Source organism: Marinobacterium profundum (genome assembly GCF_001528745.1).
Classification (GTDB): Bacteria; Pseudomonadota; Gammaproteobacteria; order Pseudomonadales; family Balneatricaceae; genus Marinobacterium_A; species Marinobacterium_A profundum.
In genome coordinates, this window is the sequence record NZ_BCNS01000130.1 from 22,253 (window position 1) to 43,947 (window position 21,695).

General features: G+C 57.2%; 19 protein-coding genes. 11 read left to right on the forward strand and 8 right to left on the reverse strand.

What is annotated here, in order from left to right:
* Positions 1-5 precede the first annotated feature (5 nt).
* From MPRO_RS14990 to MPRO_RS15020, 6 genes are all read left to right on the forward strand, one after another.
* The gene (locus MPRO_RS14990; RefSeq protein ID WP_067294279.1) at positions 6-956 is read left to right on the forward strand and encodes an aldo/keto reductase; all 951 of its coding nucleotides are present in this window, start codon (positions 6-8) and stop codon (positions 954-956) included.
* Positions 953-2,026 carry a sugar kinase gene (locus MPRO_RS14995; protein WP_067294283.1) on the forward strand — a complete coding sequence of 358 codons (1,074 nt, stop codon included), beginning with the start codon at positions 953-955 and terminating at the stop codon, positions 2,024-2,026. Before MPRO_RS14990 ends, MPRO_RS14995 begins: the two co-directional genes overlap by 4 nt.
* A gap of 867 nt (positions 2,027-2,893) precedes the next feature.
* Positions 2,894-3,892, forward strand: a complete 999-nt coding sequence (locus tag MPRO_RS15000) for an ABC transporter substrate-binding protein (RefSeq protein WP_067294286.1) — start codon at positions 2,894-2,896, stop codon at positions 3,890-3,892.
* An 80-nt stretch (positions 3,893-3,972) separates the two neighbouring features.
* Positions 3,973-4,872 carry an ABC transporter permease gene (locus MPRO_RS15005; protein WP_067294289.1) on the forward strand — a complete coding sequence of 300 codons (900 nt, stop codon included), beginning with the start codon at positions 3,973-3,975 and terminating at the stop codon, positions 4,870-4,872.
* A complete protein-coding gene (locus tag MPRO_RS15010; protein ID WP_067294292.1) occupies positions 4,865-6,043 on the forward strand; it encodes a quaternary amine ABC transporter ATP-binding protein in 1,179 nt (392 codons plus the stop codon). The genes MPRO_RS15005 and MPRO_RS15010 overlap by 8 nt, the downstream gene beginning before the upstream one ends.
* A gap of 375 nt (positions 6,044-6,418) precedes the next feature.
* A complete protein-coding gene (locus MPRO_RS15020; RefSeq protein WP_067294297.1) occupies positions 6,419-6,913 on the forward strand; it encodes a heme-degrading domain-containing protein in 495 nt (164 codons plus the stop codon).
* Between the two features lie 145 nt (positions 6,914-7,058).
* On the opposite strand, the gene MPRO_RS15025 is transcribed toward MPRO_RS15020, so the two are convergent.
* Both MPRO_RS15025 and MPRO_RS15030 read right to left on the reverse strand, forming a co-directional pair.
* Positions 7,059-7,445 carry an ester cyclase gene (locus MPRO_RS15025; protein ID WP_067294300.1) on the reverse strand — a complete coding sequence of 129 codons (387 nt, stop codon included), beginning with the start codon at positions 7,443-7,445 and terminating at the stop codon, positions 7,059-7,061.
* Between the two features lie 157 nt (positions 7,446-7,602).
* Positions 7,603-8,751, reverse strand: a complete 1,149-nt coding sequence (locus MPRO_RS15030; RefSeq protein ID WP_245635108.1) for a mechanosensitive ion channel family protein — start codon at positions 8,749-8,751, stop codon at positions 7,603-7,605.
* 354 nt (positions 8,752-9,105) lie between these two features.
* On the opposite strand from MPRO_RS15030, the gene katG reads away from it, so the two are divergent.
* On the forward strand, positions 9,106-11,337 hold the full coding sequence (gene katG, locus MPRO_RS15035; RefSeq protein ID WP_067294303.1) for a catalase/peroxidase HPI: 2,232 nt from the start codon (positions 9,106-9,108) through the stop codon (positions 11,335-11,337).
* Between the two features lie 184 nt (positions 11,338-11,521).
* Complete coding sequence (locus tag MPRO_RS15040; RefSeq protein ID WP_067294306.1) at positions 11,522-11,875, forward strand: DUF1428 domain-containing protein; 354 nt, start codon at positions 11,522-11,524, stop codon at positions 11,873-11,875.
* A 901-nt stretch (positions 11,876-12,776) separates the two neighbouring features.
* Here the strand turns inward: MPRO_RS15040 and MPRO_RS15045 are convergent.
* Positions 12,777-14,372 carry an isocitrate lyase gene (locus tag MPRO_RS15045; RefSeq protein WP_067294310.1) on the reverse strand — a complete coding sequence of 532 codons (1,596 nt, stop codon included), beginning with the start codon at positions 14,370-14,372 and terminating at the stop codon, positions 12,777-12,779.
* A gap of 178 nt (positions 14,373-14,550) precedes the next feature.
* Here MPRO_RS15045 and MPRO_RS15050 point away from each other — a divergent pair, with 178 nt between their 5' ends.
* Together MPRO_RS15050 and MPRO_RS15055 are read left to right on the forward strand one after the other, a co-directional pair.
* The gene (locus MPRO_RS15050) at positions 14,551-15,492 is read left to right on the forward strand and encodes a LysR family transcriptional regulator (protein ID WP_067294314.1); all 942 of its coding nucleotides are present in this window, start codon (positions 14,551-14,553) and stop codon (positions 15,490-15,492) included.
* A 62-nt stretch (positions 15,493-15,554) separates the two neighbouring features.
* Positions 15,555-17,168 carry an MFS transporter gene (locus MPRO_RS15055; protein WP_245635109.1) on the forward strand — a complete coding sequence of 538 codons (1,614 nt, stop codon included), beginning with the start codon at positions 15,555-15,557 and terminating at the stop codon, positions 17,166-17,168.
* Between the two features lie 49 nt (positions 17,169-17,217).
* On the opposite strand, the gene MPRO_RS15060 is transcribed toward MPRO_RS15055, so the two are convergent.
* From MPRO_RS15060 to MPRO_RS15075, 4 genes are all read right to left on the reverse strand, one after another.
* Positions 17,218-18,039, reverse strand: a complete 822-nt coding sequence (locus MPRO_RS15060; RefSeq protein WP_067294322.1) for an SDR family NAD(P)-dependent oxidoreductase — start codon at positions 18,037-18,039, stop codon at positions 17,218-17,220.
* Positions 18,040-18,044: 5 nt separating this feature from the next.
* Positions 18,045-19,022: an LLM class oxidoreductase gene (locus tag MPRO_RS15065; RefSeq protein ID WP_067294325.1), complete on the reverse strand. Its 978-nt coding sequence runs from the start codon at positions 19,020-19,022 to the stop codon at positions 18,045-18,047.
* Between the two features lie 59 nt (positions 19,023-19,081).
* Entirely contained in the window at positions 19,082-19,396 is a 315-nt protein-coding gene (locus MPRO_RS15070) for a DUF1330 domain-containing protein (protein WP_067294328.1), read from the reverse strand.
* Positions 19,397-19,459: 63 nt separating this feature from the next.
* Positions 19,460-19,810, reverse strand: coding sequence for a putative quinol monooxygenase (locus MPRO_RS15075; RefSeq protein ID WP_067294332.1), 351 nt, complete (start codon positions 19,808-19,810; stop codon positions 19,460-19,462).
* Between the two features lie 166 nt (positions 19,811-19,976).
* Here MPRO_RS15075 and MPRO_RS15080 point away from each other — a divergent pair, with 166 nt between their 5' ends.
* Positions 19,977-20,882, forward strand: coding sequence for a LysR family transcriptional regulator (locus tag MPRO_RS15080; protein ID WP_067294335.1), 906 nt, complete (start codon positions 19,977-19,979; stop codon positions 20,880-20,882).
* Positions 20,883-21,012: 130 nt separating this feature from the next.
* On the opposite strand, the gene tpx is transcribed toward MPRO_RS15080, so the two are convergent.
* Complete coding sequence (gene tpx / locus MPRO_RS15085; RefSeq protein ID WP_067294338.1) at positions 21,013-21,504, reverse strand: thiol peroxidase; 492 nt, start codon at positions 21,502-21,504, stop codon at positions 21,013-21,015.
* Positions 21,505-21,695: the final 191 nt, after the last annotated feature.

Sequence of the window (21,695 nt, forward strand, 5' to 3'; positions counted from 1 at the left end):
GGCGCATGCAATACCGCACACTGGGAAAAACCGGCCTTGAGATATCAACTCTGGGCTACGGCGCCTCGCCGCTGGGCGGGGTCTTTCGCGATGTGGATGCCTCAATCGGCATTCGCACCGTGCATACCGCGCTGGATGCGGGCATCAATCTGATCGACTGTTCCCCCTATTACGGTCTCACCCGGGCGGAAACGGTGCTGGGCAAGGCACTCAAGGGGATCGAGCGCGAACGGTACTTTATCTCGACCAAGGCCGGGCGCTATGGCGCGCAACCCAGCGACTTCGATATGTCGGCAAAGCGTATCCGCCAGAGCCTGGATGAGAGCCTGGTGCGGCTCGGCGTCGATGAAGTGGATATTTTCCTGCTGCATGATATTGAATTCGTCGATCTGGATATAGTGCTGCACGAGGCGCTGCCATGCCTTGAGCGGCTCAAGGCAGAGGGTCGAATACGCGCCTTCGGTGTGACCGGCTATCCGCTGCGCAGCTTTGCCCAGGTTATCGAAGGGTTCGATATCGACTGCATTCTGACCTACTGCCGCTATGCCCTGCACGACAGGTCACTGGAGCGCCTGATGCCGCAGCTGGAGGCCCGCAATATCGGCATTATCAATGGCTCGCCCACCTGCATGGGACTGCTGACCGAACGCGGCGCGCCGGACTGGCACCCGGCGGATGCGGCGCTGCGCGAATGTGCCCGCCGGGCGACGGAGCTGTGCCGGGAGCGGGGTGTCGATATCACCCGCATCGCGCTGCAATTCGCCGTGCAACACCCGCTGATTGCATCCACCCTGGTGGGCACCGCCAACCCCGACAACCTGCTGAAGAACCTGCAATGGATTGATGAACCGCTGGATCAGGCATTGGCGACGGAACTCAGTGCGCTCTTTGCGGCTCAGCCGGGCGCTGTCTGGCCCTCGGGCCTGCCACAGAACAGTGACGAGGTGGCGGCATGACAGAGCCCCGCATACTGCAGGTCCCGCCCGAAGATGCACAGAGCTATGATTGCCTCGCCCTGGGGGAGGTGATGCTGCGGCTGGACCCGGGCGAGGGCCGTATTCGCCGCGCGAATGCCTTCAATGTCTGGGAAGGGGGCGGTGAATATAATGTTGTGCAGGGCCTGAGCCAGTGTTTCAACCGGCGCACGGCGATTGTCAGTGCGCTGGTGGACAACGAAGTGGGCCGCCTGATCGAGGGGCTTATCCGGCGCTCCGGCGTGGACAGTCGCTGGATTCACTGGCAACCCCACGATGGCCTGGGGCAGGCCGCGCGCAATGGCCTCTATTTCATGGAGCGTGGTTTTGGCGAGCGCGGCGCGGCGGCGGTGATGGATCGTGGCCACACGGCGATCGCCCAGCTACAGGCCTCGGATATCGACTGGAGCGCGCTGTTTTCCACCGCCAGGCCCCGCTGGTTCCATGTCGGCGGTGTAATGGCAGGGCTGAGTGAATTGAGTCATGCCGTGGTGGCGGCCGCCATGCAGGCGGCCAGGGCACAGGGCGCCGTGGTCTCCTATGACCTCAATTACCGCGCCTCCCTGTGGCAGTCCCGCGGTGGCCGGGCTGCAGCCAAAGCCGCCAACGCAGAGCTGATTCAGTATGCCGATGTGCTCTTTGGCGTCGAGAGCCTGCCGCGACCGGTTGATAGCCTGGATGAAGCCGTATTTGGCGATGCGCTGCAGCAGATGCAGCAGCAGTTTCCCCATCTCAGGCAGGTGGTCAGTACCATGCGGGTGGTGAAGGATGCCTCCCACAATGACTGGAGCGGTATCTGCCTGTCGGGCGGTCAGTTGTATAGCGCAAGGCCGAGGCTTGGCCTGTCGATACTCGATCGGGTTGGGGGCGGGGATGCCTTTGCCGGCGGCTATATTCACGCCATGCTGGCCGGCATGGAGATCCCCCAGGCGCTGGACATCGCCACGGCCCATGGTGCCCTGGTGATGACCACGCCGGGTGACAACTCGATGCTTGCCAAAGCTGATGTGCTGGCGTGCGCCCAGGGAGATGATGCCGCTGCAAGGCGCTGAATTCCCGGTTGTTGTTCAGTGCCAGGGGCCTGCTATTCTTCTGTCCTTTACGGTATTCCCTGTTATCTGCCTGCCTCAGCCACTTTGTCCGACGCTTAAGCGTCGGTGCTCTAGCAGCCTGTCGGACTTACCACTGATCTACTGCGGAAAAGCCTCTCTCTTTAACAAAGAGGGGTCATTTTTGTTTACTCTTTTAGAACCACTATGCACAAGCTACATCCCTGTAGCTTGCCCTGCGGGCAGCTAACGCTGTGCAAATCGGCTATCCTGCCGATTTGTCGCCTCAAAAGAGTTCAAAAACTGCCTCATTCTATCGTAGGGAGTGATTGAACGCGCAAGCCCCGAAGGGGTGAAGCACATGGATGTGCTGAACAAAACGGACTTTCCCTCGCTACGACCGGCCAAGTCCGACAGGCTCTAGCCGCACCGCTGCGTGCTTTTTACCCTGCTGAATTATTCAAATATGCCCGCTGTATTTCCTTAGAGGTGTGCCACACTCACTGAGCAGGTTTGTGTACGGCTGCGGCTTTTACACAGGCTGGATATGATCCAGCAGATTCTGTAACAGTCATTTATTCTGGGGTGTAGCGGCTCGGCATTGTTGCCACCGCTGGAGCTTCAGGGTGCCTGAACGGCTGTGTTTATTCTGTTTTAAAATGATATAGTGTCTCTTCGCGAAGACATTCAGGATATTTTTCCCTGTGTGTTTTTTTGCTGGTAAGTTACTGTAAATGTTTGAATTTTATTTGTTTTACAAGTTTATAACAAAAAAAATGTTAAGCGTATTGTTGCTGATTTTGGACTAATCTGGGTGTTATATTCAGGCCTTTCAGTGATGAGTGCTAATTGATGAAACCGGAGTCCGCCATGAAGAAGTCTCTCGCAGCAGTCGCACTTATGCTGGCTGCATCTACCGGCTATGCCGCCGAAGATTGCGGCAAAGTCACGATCGCAGACATGAACTGGAGCTCGGCGACACTGATCGCCAATATCGACCGTTTTATACTTGAACATGGTTTTGGCTGCGCAGCAGAACTGGTGCCCGGTGATACCATGCCCACCACCACCTCCATGATGGAAAAGAAAGAACCGGATATAGCTCCGGAGCTCTGGACCAACTCTTTCCAGGCCGCTTTGGATACCGCCGTGGCTGACGGTCAGCTACAGGTGGCAGGCAAGGTACTGTCCGAGGGTGGCGAAGAGGCACTCTGGGTACCCAAATACATGGTCGACAAGGATCCGAGTCTGGCGACTATTGAGGGCATTAAGGCCAATGCCAAGCTGTTTACGCACCCTGAAGATCCGGATCGTTCGGCGCTGATTGGCTGCCCGGCGGGCTGGGGTTGTCAGCTGGTAGTGAATAACCTGTACCGTGCCCTCAAGCTGGAAGACGCAGGGTTTGAGCTGATTGATCCGGGCTCGGCGGCAGGGCTGGATGGCTCCATTGCCCGTGCCTATGAGCGCGAGCAGGCCTGGCTGGGCTACTACTGGGCGCCAACGGCTATTCTTGGCAAGTACGACATGGTGAAGGTTGATTTTGGCAGCGGTATAGACAAGGAGCATTTCCTTAGCTGCACCACCAAGGAAGACTGTCTTGAACCCAAGGTGACCATGTGGCCCGAGTCGCCGGTGTACAGTTACACCACGTCTGATTTCGCCAAAAGCCACCCCAAAGAGTTTGAATACCTGGCCACCCGCTCATTCACTAACAGCGATCTGAACAAGCTGCTGGCATGGATGGAAGACAATCAGGCCGATGGTGAAATCGCCATGGAGCATTTCCTGATGGAAAACGAAAGCAGCTGGTCCACCTGGCTGGAGCCTGAAGTCGCCGCCAGGGTTAAGGATGCGCTCGGCAAGCTGTAATTACCTGAGCAACCGTAGACACCGCAGGCGCAGGGAGGCTGCCTGCGGTTTCGCCTGATCCACAGCACAGGATACCCTTTATGGCCGGTGAATCTTGGCTAACAGAATTTCCCAAAATGAGTCGCGAAGGCCTGCTGGCTATTCGCAAGTCCCTCGACGCCACCTATCGTGACTTTTCCCGCGAATATGGCGAAAGTATCGAAACCATCTTCGATCCGTTGCTAACCTTTCTTATCTGGTTTGAAAAACTCCTGCTGAATACTCCCTGGCCGCTGATTATTATCGCGATCACGGCATTGGCGTATTTTGCATCCCGCTCCTGGAAGCTTTCACTGGGCGTTATAGTGTCCTTTCTGCTGATCGGTTATTTCGGCATGTGGGAAGACACCATGCGCACCCTCAGTATCATTACTGTCTGTACCATGCTATCGATTGCGTTAGGCATTCCGGTGGGCATTATGATGGCGCGTTCCGATCGGGTGCAATCCACGGTTACGCCCATGCTGGATATCATGCAGACCATGCCGGCCTTTGTTTACCTTATACCGGTGGTCATGCTGCTGGGAATCGGTCGCATTCCGGGTGTAATCGCGGTAGTGATCTATGCCATACCGCCAGTCATCCGACTCACCAACCTGGGGATCCGGCTGGTGGATCGTGAAGTGCTGGAGGCTGCAACATCCTACGGTGCCAGCCCCACGCAGCGGCTGATGGGTGTGCAGTTGCCCCTGGCCATGCCCACCATCATGGCGGGTATTAACCAGACGATCATGATGTCTCTGGCCATGGTGGTAATAGCCTCCATGATCGGCGTCAAGGGCCTGGGGCAGCCAGTACTCAAGTCCATCACCAACCAGTACTTTACCCTCGGTCTGTTTAACGGCTTGGCGATTGTGGCGCTTGCCATCATTTTCGACCGTGTTTCCCAAGCCTACGCAAAGCGCACGCAGAAGCACATGGAAGGTACTGATCATGGCTGAACCTCTGGTTAGAATTAAAAACCTGTTCAAGGTGTTCGGTGATAACCCGGAGTCTGTGATCCCAATGGTGGAAGCTGGTCAGAGCAAGGATGAGATCCTTGCGGCCACTGGTCATACCCTGGGGCTGCAGAACATCAATCTGGATATAAACAAGGGCGAGATCTTTGTCATCATGGGGCTCTCAGGCTCAGGCAAATCGACCCTTATTCGACATTTCAATCGTCTGATCGACCCCACTCAGGGGCATATCTTTGTCGATGGCGTGGATGTAATGAAGTTCTCCGCCCGGGAGCTGCAGGACTTCAGGCGCCACAAAATGTCCATGGTGTTCCAGCGTTTTGGTCTGCTGCCGCATCACAGTGTGCTGGAAAATGTTGGTTATGGCCTCAGCATTCAGGGTCTTTCCAAAGACAAGGTGAAGGAAAAGGCCATGCACTGGCTCGATGCAGTGGGCCTTGGTGGCTACGAAGATCAGTATCCGTCGCAGCTCTCCGGTGGCCAGCAGCAGCGTGTGGGCCTAGCCCGGGCGCTTTGTACCGATGCCGAAATATTGCTGATGGACGAGGCATTCTCGGCGCTGGACCCGCTGATCCGCCGCGAAATGCAGGATCAGCTGATCAGCCTGCAGCACAAACTGCACAAGACCATCATCTTCATAACCCATGATCTGGATGAAGCGCTGCGCCTGGGAGACAAGATAGCTATCCTGCGCGACGGCAAGCTGATTCAGGTGGGTAACCCGGAGGATATATTGCTGCACCCGGCAGACGACTACGTTGAGGCCTTCGTGCACGACGTTAACCGTACCAAGGTGCTTACAGCCGCCCATGTGGTGAACAAGACTCTGCTGACCCTGACCGGGCGTACGTCGCCGCAGCAGGCACTGGAGAAGATCCGCGAACGCCACGCTGATTATGCCTGTGTGCTGGATGGCAAGAGCCTTAAAGGCATCATTACTCTGGGGGAAGCCGAACGGGCCCTGAGCGAAGGCGCGGGGTATATCGCCGATTACGTCAGCAATGTGAACTGCGTACCCGATAGCGCAGAACTTGAAGCCCTGCTGCCGCGCCTGCTGGTTGGCAAGGATGACCAGCCAATAGGCGTAACCAATGAGGAAGGCGAGTTTACCGGAATGGTAAGCCGGCGCCGGATGGCGGAGTTTGTGTCTTAAAAGCAGGGGCAAGATAAAAGGGGCTAGGGGCTCTAGGGGCTAGGGGCTAGGGGCTAGGGGCTAGGGGCAGGATAAAAGCTGAGACAGGCGCACAAGCCAGTACCTGAGCCTGAATACAACGCCGACAGGGTGGTGCAAACGCCATGCTGTCGGCGTTTTTGGTTCGGGGCTCAAGGCTCTATTTTTAGTGCAATCCAATGGCGTACACTGCTGGGCGAGGGGCGAGGGGCGAGGGGCGAGGGGCGAGGGGCGAGGGGCGAGGGAAAGAGCAAGAGCAAGAGCAAGAGCAAGAGCAAGAGCGGTGGAAAGCGCTGCGCAGCTCCACCTTATTCCGCAGACATAACAGCTATAGCAAACACAAAAAAAGAGGTGAAGGTGACTAATTTGATCAGTGCGCTGGAGCAGCAGGAACAGGCTCTGGTATTGGGCGGTTTTGATGAAGATACCGCCTTTGCAGTGGGTAATGCACTGCGGGAACAGGCGGCGGCGAGCAAGGCACCGGTGGTGATTGATATCCGCACAGCCAATCGTCGGCTGTACTTCGCGGCTCTGCCAGGTTCCGCGCCGGACAACGACGAGTGGGCGCGTCGCAAGGGCAACATGGCGCTGCGCAAGCAGTGCTCATCCCTGCTGTGCGGTGAGCGCCTGAAGGCCTCAGGCCAGAGCGTGGGGCCGGACATGGGGCTGGATCCGCTGGACTATGCCGCCCACGGCGGCAGCTTCCCGGTTCGGGTTCGTGGCGCGGGGGTTGTTGCCGTTATCACCGTATCGGGCCTGCCTTCCCGCGATGATCACGAACTGATCGTCGGTGTTCTGGCCCAGTATCTGGATGTACAGAACATCAGTCTGGATACGCTGCTGGGGGCTTAGCCAGTGCACGGGCAGCTATCACTGTCCGGAACATGCAGAACGACGCGCATCGCGGGAGTCCTGCGATCATTTATGAACTGATGTTCGTATTAATGGGCCGGGTGGCAATCGAGTTTTGGCGCGGGCCACAGCGTGCATGCTTGTCCTAAAGCTGAGCTTCGATCGCCGCTTTGTCGATAATCGACGAAACTTGCCAAATTTTATTTTCGTGAAACGTATAAAATACGTTCTCGCTAAAGGACACTTTCTTGCCGTTGACCGGCAGACCCAGGAATATACCCTGTGGCGTACAGTCGAATTGAAGTTGGCTGGCGATACAAGGTGGATCGCTAATTAGCAGCTCAATAGTGAAATAGAGATCCGGAATTCCCTGGAAGTCTTTTTGCAGCATATCGCGATAACCTGATAGTCCGATTCGCTGGCCATTACGGCTCACTTCATCATGAACGAACTGTGTCAGCTGCGACCAATCCTGATTGTTCAGGCAGGCTATGTAGTCCCGGTAGATGCTTGCAAGGTCTGTTTTATTCATGGGAAATTATCCTGCACTGAACAGTGAAAGTAGCACAGGGAAAACCATTCACCCAAAAATAATAAACTGACCCCTATCGGCGTCGACTAGAGCGGAGGCACAACCGCATGTGGCAGCCAGAATAACTCCGGCCCCCGTCACGATTCCCCATTACTCTTTATTCAGTGTGCGGCTTTTCCGGCCACTGCTTGATATAAACATCCTGCTTGGCGTAGGGAATTTCCACGCCGTGCTCCGCGAACAGTTTGTAGATCGCCACATTGAGGTCATGGGAGATACGGCCCCGGTCCTGGGGATGCCGGATCCAGCACATCAGGTTGAAATCCAGGCTCGAGGCGCCAAAGCCGCGCAGCCGTACTCGCGGCTCCGGCGAGGTGCAGACTTCTGGGTGCTCCATACCGGCCTGCATCAGCAGTTCGCCCACCTGGTCAACATCGGAACCATAGGCCACGCCGATCACAATGCGAATGCGCACGTTCAGCGGCCCGCCGCTTTCATTGATGATTTTTGCGTTGGCGATGACGCCGTTGGGGATGGTGATTTCCACATCGTCCCGGGTCAGCAGTCGCGTGCTGCGCAGGCCGATGGCGCAGACCTTGCCGCGCTCGCCGGTATCCAGGTTGATGTAGTCGCCGATCTTGTAAGGGGCGTCGGCAACAATGAAAAAGCCGGAAAAAAGGTTCGCCAGGGTGTCCTTGGCGGCAAAACCCACGGCGATACCGACGATACCGGCTGACGCAAGCCAGCCCACCGGGTTGATGCCCCAGATCATTAGCAGTATGTAGCTGCCGATCATGATGATAACCAGCTTGCTCGTGAGGTCGAACAGTGGCACGGTTTTGCTATCGACCAGCTTGAAGCGGTTTTCCCCGCTCAGGGCTTCGAGCAACAGGGTGGATATGCGAAACGCCGCCGTCATCCAGCTGATGGTGATCAGCGAAAACAGCAGATTGACGATGCCATCACCCAGCGGCATGTTGACGACGCTGACAGCCAGCGACAAGCCAAAAAAGAAGACGGTCACAAACACGGGTTTGCGCAAATACTGCAGTGCGGTGTTGTCCACCGGTGACCTGTCCAAACCGATGATGCGACCGACGACATTCGTCAGCAGGGAGCGAAAGCTCACCCCCAGTACATAAAAGATCAGAGCGATCAGCAGCGACCCCAGTATGGGATTTTGCGAAACCAGTTCCCAGGCCGGCAGAGCCGAATCCGGCAGGAAGTTCGTTATTTCCCGCAACAGCTCACTGAGTGATATTTCAGGCGCACTCGCTTGGGTTTCTGCTGCAACGTCGTCTGGCATGCTGTGGTCTCTGTCTGGCGAAAATAGGAATTTTTATACAAAGATTTTTTACCGATTCGCTCCGCCGCCCATCTGCCGACGCCGCTGTGGATTCTTTTGACTGGATTCTACAACAGTCCTGCTGCCATAAGGAGCTAACCTGAGTGGTGAGGACCATAATGAATAGCTGGGGAAACCGGGCTGTCCGCCAGGTTAAAAAGCACGAATCCCAATGCTGCAAGTTGGGCCATGCAGAAAGACTATCGGATTGATCAGGATAAGCAATTTCAACCAATCGCACGGAGTTGGTATACCTTGTTAACACGCAGTGGCGATGAGTCAGTATCACAAACGCCGCGGCAACAGGAGATAGACATGAGCGCAAGTAATAACGATACCGGTGCTGCAGGCAAGTGCCCGGTCATGCACGGATCTCGCACCAGCCTGGGAGACAAGGGCACGGCAAACCTCCACTGGTGGCCGAACCAGCTGAATCTCAGAATTCTCCATCAGAACACGTCTGAAATGAGCCCGATGGACGAGGACTTTAACTACGCCCAGGCATTCAAATCACTCGATCTGGCGGCGGTGAAAACGGATCTGCATGCACTGATGACCGACTCGCAGGACTGGTGGCCAGCCGACTATGGGCACTACGGACCTTTCTTTATCCGCATGGCGTGGCACAGCGCGGGGACCTACCGTATCGGTGATGGCCGTGGTGGGGCTGGCGCCGGCGCGCAGCGTTTCGCACCGCTTAACAGCTGGCCGGACAACGGCAACCTCGACAAGGCGCGTCGGCTGCTCTGGCCGATCAAACAGAAGTACGGCAACAGCCTTTCCTGGGCCGACCTGATCATTCTGACGGGTAACGTGGCGCTGGAGTCCATGGGGTTCAAGACCTTCGGTTTTGGTGGCGGCCGTGCCGACATCTGGGAGCCGGAAGAAGATATCTATTGGGGGGCTGAGGACACATGGCTGGCCACGAGTGACAAGCCCAACAGTCGTTACTCCGGTGAACGCGAGCTGGAAAATCCGCTCGCCGCTGTTCAGATGGGCCTGATCTACGTAAACCCCGAAGGCCCGGACGGCAACCCGGATCCGCTCGCGTCCGCCCGCGATATACGTGAGACCTTTGCCCGGATGGCCATGAACGACTACGAGACCGTTGCGCTGACGGCCGGTGGTCACACCTTCGGCAAAACCCACGGTGCGGGCGATCCGGAGGTCCACGTGGGCGCCGAGCCAGAGGCCGCCCCCATGGAGGAAATGGGCCTGGGCTGGAAAAATAGCCTGGGCACAGGCAAGGGCGAATACACCATCACCAGTGGGCTGGAGGGCGCCTGGACCTCGACCCCGACCCTCTGGGACATGAGCTACTTTGACACACTGTTCGGCTACGAGTGGGAACTGACCCGCAGCCCGGCGGGCGCTCAGCAGTGGACGCCCAAAGAGGAAGCCGCAAAAGACACAGTTCCGGATGCCCACAATCCTAACAGGCGTCATGCGCCTATGATGTCGACCGCGGACATGGCCATGCGGGAGGATCCGGAGTACCGCAAGATCTCCCAGCACTTCCATGCGAATCCGGACGAGTTCGCGGATGCCTTTGCACGGGCCTGGTACAAACTGACGCACCGCGATATGGGCCCTATCGGGCGTTACCTTGGCCCGGAAGTACCGGCAGAAGTGTTGATCTGGCAAGACCCGGTTCCGGCGCCAGAGCATGAACTGATCAACCCGCAGGACATCGCTGGGCTGAAGGGCAAGATTCTTGCCTCAGGTCTGTCCGTCTCAGAGCTGGTTGCAACCGCCTGGGCGTCGGCGTCCACCTTCCGTGGCTCGGACAAGCGGGGCGGTGCCAACGGTGCGCGCATTCGTCTGGCGCCGCAGAAGGACTGGGAAGTGAACCAGCCTGCACAGCTGGCGAAAGTGCTCCAGACCCTTGAGGGGGTCCAGAAAGCCTTCAATACCCAGTCTGGCAACAGGCGGGTGTCGATGGCGGACCTGATAGTTCTGGGGGGCTGCGCCGCCATAGAGAAGGCCGCGAAAGACGCAGGTCATGGTATCGAGGTTCCGTTTAGCCCGGGCCGTACCGACGCCACGCAGGATCAAACCGATGTGGACTCCTTTGAGCCGCTTAAGCCAGATGCCGACGGTTTTCGTAACTATCGTCGGACCAAATTCACCGTATCGGATGAGGCGATGCTGGTGGACAAGGCGCAGCTGTTGCAACTGAGCGCACCTGAAATGGCCGTGCTCGTGGGGGGGATGCGAGTGCTGGATGCCAACTATGGCAAGGCTCAGGAGGGTGTGTTTACCAAGCGTACCGAGACGCTGAGCAATGACTTCTTCGTCAACCTGCTTGATATGAGTACCGAGTGGATGCCCGCCTCTGGTGATGACGACGTGTTCAAGGGACGTGACCGCAAGACGGGCAATGTGAAGTGGACGGCGACGCGGGTTGATCTCGTCTTCGGCTCCAATTCCCAGTTGCGGGCTCTGGCCGAAGTCTATGCACAAGACGACGCGCAAGAACGGTTTGTGCGTGATTTCGTCGCTGCCTGGACCAAGGTGATGAACGCGGATCGTTTCGATCTGGCTTGATCCGGGGGGCAGCCGCCCAAGTCAGGCCGCACACACGCATGGATACGTGTGCGGCCAGGCCAGCAACTCTTTATTCAAAAAGACCGGGCGCAGGTACGAGGACGTGCGGGATTTTCTTTCCATGCAAAGAGGTCCGAGTAAGGAGGTCCGGCTAAGAATATAAGGCTAACGTCAGGAGCCAGTTATGAACTACATCGACGGTTACGTGGTCGCAGTGCCACGGGAAAACAAGGAAAAATACATAGAGCTCGCCCGCAATGTCGCAGCGGTATTCAAAAAGCATGGCGCGCTGAATCTTGTCGAATGCTGGGGTGATGATGTGCCTGATGGCAAGGTGACCTCATTCCCGATGGCGGTGCAGTGCAAGGAGGACGAGGTCGTGGTGTTCTCCTGGATTACATGGCCCTCAAAATCTGTCAGGGACAAAGGCATGGAAAATGCGATGGCGGATCCGCTGTTTGCAAAACAGGGCGAGCCCATGCCATTTGACGGCAAGCGCATGATCTTCGGCGGTTTTCAAATGGTAGTAAACGAATAAGCATCGCTGTCTTGCGCCAGGCCAGCAGGATAAACCCTGCTCCTCGGCTTTGGTATCCTGCGTCACTCTGCCTCCTACATCCATGTAGTCGTGCACATGAGAGCCAGGGATGGCTTGAATGCAGTTTTTGCAGGAGCAAAAAACTGCCCCTGTGCTCGCAGGATGACCGCCAGGGATGGTGGGAATATCGTTATTGCAGGAGCAAATAACGATGAAGTACATCCATGTACACACCGCTCCAGCGCATCCATGCGCACGCGGTATACGTACGTCCTGTACATAAACCCTGCTCCTCGGCTTTGGCATCCTGCGTCGCTCTACCTCCTACATCCCTGTAGTCGTGCACATGAGAGCCAGGGATGGCTTGAATGCAGTTTTTGCAGGAGCAAAAAACTGCCCCTGTGCTCGCAGGATGACCACCAGGGATGGTGGGAATATCGTTATTGCAGGAGCAAATAACGATGAAGTTACATCCATGTACACACCGCTCCAGCGCATCCATGCGCACGCGGTATACGTACGTCCTGTACATAAACCCTGCTCCTGCACGTCCCTGTGCTCGCAGGATAAGTACATCCATGTACAAAAAAGGGGGCGAACCTGCGTTCGCCCGCTGGGTCATGTGCACTGGATAAGTGCTGATGAAACTTGTTTGCATCAGGCCAGTGGCCTTTAGCGGATTGCGCGCAGTCGTTGCAACTGCGCGCAATACCAGGCCCCAATCACATTACTGTGACTGGGGCTTTTGGGTCTTAGCCGAACTGGTTCATGCCAATGTGTGTAGCTCTTTACCAGCTTGGTTAGAGCGTGTAATTAATGACTGCGCGGTGCGTACAGACTGCAGCTAGAACAAAGCCCCGATCACATTACTGTGGCCGGGGCTTGTGGGTCTTAGCCGAACTTAGCCGAACTGGTTCATGGTGTTGTCTTTACCACCGGCCTTGAGCGCGGCTTCACCGGCGAAGTATTCCTTGTGGTTGTCACCGATGTCGGAGCCGGCCATGTTCTGGTGCTTGACGCAGGCGATGCCCTGACGCAGTTCCTGACGCTGAACACCCTTGACGTAAGCCAGCATGCCCTCGGCACCGAAGTAGCCCTTGGCCAGGTTGTCGGTAGACAGCGCGGCTGTGTGGTAAGTCGGCAGTGTGATCAGGTGATGGAAGATACCGGCTTCAGCCGCGGCGTCGCTCTGGAAGGTACGGATCTTCTCGTCGGCAACCTGTGCCAGTTCGGTTTCGTCGTAATCAACGCTCATCAGGTTGGCGCGGTCGTAGGCGCTCATGTCCTGGCCGGCTTCAGCCATGGTATCGAATACCTGCTGGCGGAAGTTCAGCGTCCAGTTGAAGGACGGGCTGTTGTTGTACACCAGCTTGGCGTTAGGCACGACTTCGCGGATACGGTTAACCATGGCTGCGATCTGGCCAACGTGGGGCTTCTCGGTTTCGATCCACAGCAGGTCGGCGCCGTTCTGCAAGGAGGTGATGCAGTCCAGTACGCAGCGGTCTTCGCCGGTGCCTTTCTTGAACTGGAACAGGTTGCTCGGCAGACGCTTGGGACGCAGCAGCTTGCCGTCGCGGTTCAGTACTACATCGCCATTTTTCATGTCGGCAGTAGAGACTTCTTCGCAATCCAGGAAAGCGTTGTACTGGTCACCCAGGTCGCCTGGCTCATTGGTCACGGCAATCTGTTTGGTCAGGCCGGCACCCAGGGAGTCGGTGCGGGCAACGATAACACCGTCGTCGATACCCAGCTCAAGGAAGGCGTAGCGAACGGCGTTGATCTTGGCCAGGAAGTCGGCGTGAGGTACGGTGACCTTGCCATCCTGGTGACCGCACTGCTTCTCGTCGGAAACCTGGTTTTCCAGCTGGATGCAGCAGGCGCCGGCTTCGATCATTTTCTTGGCCAGCAGGTAGGTCGCTTCCGGGTTACCGAATCCGGCGTCAATGTCGGCGATGATCGGCACTATGTGCGTTTCGTGGTTGTCGATCTTGGCCTGTATTTCGCCTTGCAGGGCGTTGTCACCAGCAGCGCGGGCATCGTCCAGTGCAACGAACAGCTGATCCAGTTCGCGGGAGTCAGCCTGGCGCAGGAAGGTGTAGAGCTCTTCGATCAGGGCTGCAACAGAGGTTTTCTCGTGCATGGACTGGTCAGGCAGAGGTCCGAATTCGGAGCGCAGTGCAGCAACCATCCAGCCAGACAGGTAAAGGTAGCGCTTGCTGGTGGTGCCGTGGTGTTTCTTGATCGCAATCATTTTTTGCTGGCCGATAAAGCCGTGCCAGCAACCCAGAGATTGAGTGTAAGAGGCGGTGTCGGCATCGTAGTCAGCCATGTCCTGACGCATGATGGCGGCGGTGTACTTGGCAATGTCCAGACCGGTCTTGAAGCGATTCTGCGCTTTCATGCGGGCAGCGGATTCAGGGTTGATGGCATTCCATGCGGTGCCCTGAGCAGCACGAAGGTTGGCGATAGCGTCGATGTCTTTGTTGTAGTCTGACATTGTAGATCCCTCGGAGTCCTGACAGCCCGGTTGCAAGGCTGTATGTGTTTGCTTTCGAAATCAATAGTATGCGGATTGATTTTATAATTGAAATAAATGGGTTCTATTTGTAACATTCACCCAATGAATGTTTGTCTGAAACACCCATAGTTACTGACTTTGCGCGGGTTAATCTACCATGAACCTTGAACGACTCGACCTTAATCTGCTTGTTTACTTCGATGTTTTGCTGCGCGAGCGCAACGTCACCCGGGCCGCCAGCCTGCTGGGTATCACCCAGCCGGCCATGAGCAACGGTTTGCGACGCCTGCGCGATACCTTGAACGATCCGCTGCTTGTGCGTACCAGCGAGGGCATGCTGCCAACCGAGCGGGCACTGGCGCTGCAGCCCATGATACGCCAGGCGCTGGCCACCATAGAGCTGGCGGTCGAGCCCAGTGTGCAGTTCGACGCTGCCAGCAGCGACCGGGTGTTTCGCATTATGACCAGCGATTATGGCGAATCGACCTTGATTCCGTTACTGCTTGAGCGTTTAAGTCAGGAAGCCCCCGGCGTGGTGCTGGATATACTGACTCCCAGTGACATGAGTTTTCTGGATGTTGAGCAGGGCCATGTGGATCTGGTGATTAATCGCTTCGACAGCATGCCCCAGGCTTTTCATCAGGTGACTCTGTGGCGCGACAGCTTTTCCTGCCTTTTCAGCGCCGACAATCCGATTGCCGCCGACTTTAATTTGCAGACCTACCTTGAGGCCAGCCATGTCTGGGTCAGCAAAACCGGCATGGGGGCAAGCCTTGGCATTACCCCGCAGGATACCAAGCGCCTGGGCTGGGTTGATGAAGCCCTGAAGCGTATCGGTCATCAGCGCCATATTTCCGTCTTTACCCGCCATTACCAGTCGGCAGTGCATATGGCACAGCAGAAGAACCTGGTGGTGACCATTCCGGCGCGTGCTGCACTCTCCAAACGCAGGGATGCGCGCCTGATCATGCGCCCACCGCCGTTCGATATTCCGATGTTCGAGTTGAAGATGGCCTGGAGTCCGCTGCTGCAGCACAACAGTGCCCACGAATGGATACGCCGGCTGGTGGTGGATGTCGCCCAGGGCAGCAGCGCCTGATATTTTGGCGGTGGATAACGTATTACCCCAGATGGGGAGTCTGTTCAGGGAGGTCCGCAGTGGTGTCTGCTAACAGCAAGGATATAACAGTCGATACGGGTTCGGCCTGGGCGCCCCTGCGTCATCCGGTGTATCGCATGCTCTGGTGCGCCTGGCTCACGGCCAATCTGTGCATGTGGATGAACGATGTGGCTGCTGCCTGGCTGATGCTTTCCTTAAGCGACAAGCCTGTGATGGTGGCGCTGGTGCAGGCGGCGGCCACCCTGCCGGTGTTTCTGCTCGGCGCGCCCAGTGGGGCTCTGGCCGATATTCTGGATCGGCGGCGTTACTTTATTGCCACCCAGCTCTGGGTGGCCGGTGTCGCGGCGGTACTCTGTGTTGTGGCATTGCTGGGCATGTTGACGCCCACGCTGTTGCTGTTGCTGACCTTTGCCAATGGTATTGGCCTGGCCATGCGCTGGCCGGTGTTTTCCGCCTTGTTGCCGGAACTGGTACCACGGGAGGAGCTGGGCCGGGCCATGGCACTGAACGGTGTCTCGATGAACGGGGCGCGGGTTATAGGGCCCATGATCGCCGGTGCCGTGATTGCCTGGGGTGGCACTGCCTGGGTGTTTCTGATCAATGCCGTGCTGTCGGTGCTGGTGGCACTGGCGCTGTTGCGCTGGCACCGGGAGCGCAAGGTTAGCGCCTTGCCGGCTGAGCGGTTTTTTGGCGCCATGCGGGTGGGTTTTCAGTATGTACGCCAGTCACCGGAGATGCATGCAGTGCTGCTGCGTGCATCGACCTTCTTTATGTTCTCCATCGCCTCCATTGCGCTTTTGCCGATAGTGGCAAAGCAACTGCCGGGCGGCGATGCCGGAACCTATACGCTGCTGCTGGCGACCATTGGTGTGGGCGCAATACTGGCGGCTTTTCTGTTGCCACGGCTGCGACAGCGTATCGGGCGCAGTGAAATGGTGAATTACGGCACCCTGGCCAATGCCCTTGCCACTTTGATGCTGGCCTATGCCCCCACTATCTGGGTCGCCATGGCGGCGTTGCTGCTGGCCGGTTCCTCCTGGCTGGCCACAGCTAACTCCCTGTCGGTGAGCGTGCAGCTGGTACTGCCCGACTGGGTGCGGGCCCGGGGCATGTCGGTGTATCAGATGGCGATGATGGGCGGCACTGCACTGGGGGCTGCTCTCTGGGGGCAGGTGGCAACCCTTGCCGATACACGCGTCAGCCTGGTGGCGGCGGCGCTTTGTGCCATGCTGGCGCTGGTGGTGTTGGCGCGGGTGCGGATTGAAACTGAGGGAACCCAGGATCTGACCCCACTGCAATTCTGGAACGAACCCGAGCTGGCCGTGCCGCTCTTGCCCCGTCAGGGGCCTATCATGACGCAGCTGGAATACCAGATTGAGGTGGCCCGGGTCGATGAATTCATGCAGCTGATGCAGGAAAGCCGACGCATGCGATTGCGCAACGGGGCTTTGTCGTGGGAGCTGTTCCAGGATGCCGCAGATCTGGGGCACTTTATCGAGTATTTCGTGGATGGCTCCTGGGTGGAGCATCTGCGACAACACGAACGGGTGACGGCCCACGATCAGGCACTCTGGGAACAAAAACTGAGCTTTCACCAGGGGGACCAAGCCCCCAAAATCTCACACTATGTGGCTCGGCGGGTAAAGCGCGCCTGAAGTGAGAGGGCAGGACTGCGTTAGGTGCCCAGCCCTGCAAAGCGGCACATCAGCCTTGGGCCTGCCCCAGAATAGTGGCCAGCAGCTTTTCGATAACACGCACAAGCTCGGCGGATTTCTCTGCATTCAATGCGTCTGGGTGGGGTGATGCGAAGCTTTTGGAGTCATTGTCGAAGTACTGGCCTGAAGCCTCTTCGAACTCATCGGACAGGGACGCGCGAATCAGTATGTCCGCGCCGATGCGAATATCGTTACCGGCTATGCCGAATCCTTCTTTTACCATCTTGCTGGCCAGCAATGATCCCGGGTTGACCGCGATGATGGCCGGACCCTCGGCCTTGAGCGCCAGCGCCAGGTGGCGGGACCAGATGGTTAGTGCCAGTTTGCTCTGGGAGTAGGCGGCCATCTCGGCCAAGGGGCGGCGCCCGGCCAGGGCCTCCAGATCCACCGGTGATTGCGCAGCCGATGACAGGTTTATCACGCGCCCCGACGTTTTGATGAGCGGCAGCAGTCTTTGCGTCAGCAGATAGGGGGCCAGGGTATTGACGGCAAAGCGAATATCCAGCTTATCCGCGGTGGTTGTTTCTGGCGCGCGCAGGATACCGGCGTTGTTGATTAGAACATCCAGTGTTTCGTGCTTTGCAGCTATGGCTTTTGCGAGTGCCTCGACCTCCGCCATGGTCGAAAAATCGGCCAGATAACCGTCTATCTGAGCATTGTCGGTTAGCGCCGAAAGCGTTTGTAGGGTTGTTTCCAGTTTGGCCTGATTGCGCCCGTGCACAAGCACATGGTGGCCCTGAGAGACGAGCATCTTCGCGGTCTCCAGGCCTATGCCATCGGTCGAGCCGGTGACGAGAATGGTTTTCTGCATAGGGTTTATCTCCCTTGGTTCGAAAATTCGGGCAGGATCTCATCCGCCAGGCGTTGCAGGGTTGTGTCAGTATCCGCCTGATTGAAGCGCAGGTTCAGGGCAACATGGTTAACGCCGATCGCTTCCAGCGATGTCAGATACTCCCGCAGGTAGTTGATGCCCGACCGGAACCCCAAATGGATAGGCTGGGGAGGTTCCTGCGGATCCGTGGCCAAGTCTATATAGAGCGATTGTATGGCAGGTTTCGCTGGGCCGCCTGCGGCCTTAACGCGTTCACGCCAGTCGCCAATAATTTTGGCCTGAGTATCAATAGCACGGGGATAGGTGATCCAGCCATGGCCGTTACGCGCTATCCAGTCGGGATCTTGCTGGCTGGAACCGGTAATCAGCAAGGGGACCCGGCCGCCTACGGGCTTTGGCAGCAGGTCCATGCCGCCATAGGGGCTGCCAAAGGCGTTCTCGAATTCAGCCTTGTCTTCCCAGCTGCGCCTGATGTAGTCGAAGCTCTCGCGAAAGCGGGCTCCGCGCTCGGCGAAGGGAAGCCTGAACGCCGGATATTCTTCCGGGCGATCACCGGAGGCGACTCCCAGAATCAGGCGTCCATCCGAGAGGACGTCGACGCTCGCTGCGGCTTTGGCGACATGAGCCGGGTGGCGCAGCGGCAACACCAGGCTGGCGACTCCCAGGGCAATACGCTCGGTGCGCCCGGTCAGCAGGCCCAGATAGATGAAGGGGTCAAAAATCTGACCTGCATCGCCGAATGATGGCACATTGAAGGGCACGTCCCTCAACCAGAGGGCGGCAAACCCCAGGGTTTCGGCTAGTTGCACCCGCTCCAGGTGGCTCTGCATAGTAGGTACAGGCCCCGAGGCATAGTTTTCCAGTGGCACTACGAGCCCCAGGCTCAGCCGGCCCGGCTGAAAGGTGCTGTTATAGCCCCGATTTATATGCGGGAAGCTGCTGTACTGGGTTTCTTGTGGCATTTACTGTGTCTCCGAAAATCTGAAGGCGGGAGGCGCAGGGTGCGCCTCCGTCATGGGCCTCAGGCCAGATCGTCTTTGCCTTCAACAAGGTAGTGGTTGCTGATGGAGCCCGCTGTGCGTGCCTTGAGATGAGGCACGTACTCAGGGTCATTCATAAAGCTCACGGCAGCTTCCTTCGAAGGCCAGGCGATAAGGATGCGCAGCGCAGGGCTTTCGCTTTTCCCTTCACTATCCCCCTCCAGGCGCTCGTGGCTGGCGGTGCGGGCGAGGTATTTGCCACCATAGTGAGCGACCAGCCGGTTGGCAGGGCCTATATAATCCGGAACCCATTCATCTGTGGTTGGCGTTACATCCAGAACCGAGTAGTAGGTCATAATCTTGATCTCCTGTGAGGAATAAGGGCGAGTGCCGGTGCAGACTGCCCCGGCGCTCTGGGCTTAGCGGGCGAAGCCACCAAAAGGTTTCAGCATCTTGGGCGCGAGTGCCGCGTGACGTACGCGCAGTTCTTCCGGCAGGTCACCCAGGTGCACCATGCGAGTGCCCGGAGCGGCGGCGAGCCAGCGGTCGGCAAACTTGTCCCAGTTGTCGATATGGATATGCGCGGACTCAACGGTGGCAAAACGTTCGTACACCAGTACATCGCCATCATCGGATACAAAGTACTGGTAGTTCAGGGTGCCACCTTCCTTGCGGGTTGCAGCAACGATCTCCTGCATAACGGCTTGGAACTCATCATGCTTGCCTTCGATAATTTTTGCTTCGACGATCCAGCCAATATTTTCAAACATGCTCTGCTCCGGTGTTTTTGACGCGGCTCCAGTTGAGCCGGCCGAGTGTGTTGGTTGAAGTGTTTGTTGATGTGTCGTTTGATGAAGTGAATCATAAATACTTTATTTGAAATTGATAATGGGGCAGTATTTGTAATCAGTTTTTAGAAATTATTGATAGTCACCTATGAATATTGAGCATCTCAAACTTTTTCTTCGGGTCGCCTCTACCCACAACATCAGTCAGGCGGGGCAGGAACTGGGGCTTTCCCCGGCGGTTGCCAGTGCGCATATCAGCAAACTGGAGGAGGGGCTTGGCGTGCGTCTGGTGCACCGAACCACTCGCAAGGTGTCGCTGACCGAAGAAGGCGAGGCCTTTGTGCCCCATGCCGAAGATGTTCTGGCCAGTGTCGGGGCCGCACAGGCATCGGTCGGCTCGGGCAAGGATTCCCCGGCAGGCGTATTGAGAATCGCAGCGCCGGCGTCTTTTGGCCGTATGCATCTGATACCCGCCATGAAGGGCTTTTTGGCGCGCTATCCCGATCTGGGTGTTGATTTTCGCTTTTCGGACGCAGTGGTGGATCTGGTTGAAGGCGGGTTCGACATCGCCATACGCAACTCCAGCCTGAAGGACTCATCGCTGGTTGCGCGCAAGCTGGCGCCGGACAATCGCATTTTGTGCGCCTCCCCGGAGTACCTCGACAGGTTCGGTGAGCCCGCCTCGCCGCAGGATCTGCGCAATCACCAATGTATTAATTTGAGCGGGCTGGAAAACTGGGTGTTTGATTTGGCCGCGGGCCATCTGAGTATCAAGACAAAAGGCAGTATCAGGGCGGATAACGGAGAATCCGTGCGCGATGCCTGTGTTGCCGGTTTGGGTATTGCGCGCAGCTCAACCTGGTGCATTTATGAGCATTTTCAGCGCGGCGAACTGGTGCAGATACTGTCCGACTATCCGCTGGTGGCTGATACCGCACTCTGGGCGGTTTACCCAAGTTCACGCTTGCTGGCCGGCAAGGTCCGGGCCTTTATCGACTATTTTGCCGACTACTATGGCAGCCCGCCTTATTGGGACCGGCAGACTGGAATTTAGCAGAGGAGTGAGTTTGTTATCGATGTGGCGGGGTTACGCAGATATCGGGCCGCCGCATTCGAGGGCAGCCCAATAGGGACTCACCTGTAAATCTGTTGATCAGATTGACAGGTGTTTTTTTTAAACCGGCTTAGAGCGCTTTCAGGGCTGCGTCGTAGTCCGGTTCGTCAGCGATTTCAGCCACCTGTTCTGCGTGCAGAACCTTGCCGTTTTCATCAATTACAACCACGGAGCGGGCCAGAATGCCGCTCAGTGGGCCTGTGGTGATGGTCTGGCCATAGGCTGCGCCAAAATCGGAGCGAAAGCTGGAGCCGGTAGCAACCTTGTCGATACCTTCAGCGCCACAGAAACGTGCAGCAGCGAAAGGCAGGTCGGCGGAGACGCAAAGAACATTGATGCCGTTGTCGGCTGCGCGCTTGTTGAAGACACGGACAGAGGTGGCGCAGGTCGGGGTATCTACCGACGGGAAAATATTGAGTACCAGCTTGCTGCCGCGATAGTCGGCCAGCGTGGCTTCGCTGAGATCGGTTTTCACTAGGGTAAAGTCCGGCGCCTGGCTGCCGACAGCCGGCAGGTTGCCGCTGGTTTCAACCGGATTGCCTTTCAGGGTAATGGTGGCCATGTGATACGTCCTGTGTTTTGCGTGAGGGTTCTAAAAACCTACTGAGGATACCACCTGTAGCGGGAATTAGAACAGCCGCCACGGCGATAGCTGTGGCGGCTGACTAGGAGGCTGTCCGACAATACTCAACCTACTGCGAGCCACATGAGTTTGGCTGTTTTTTGTGCTGTTTTGCGTTAAATAGAACCACT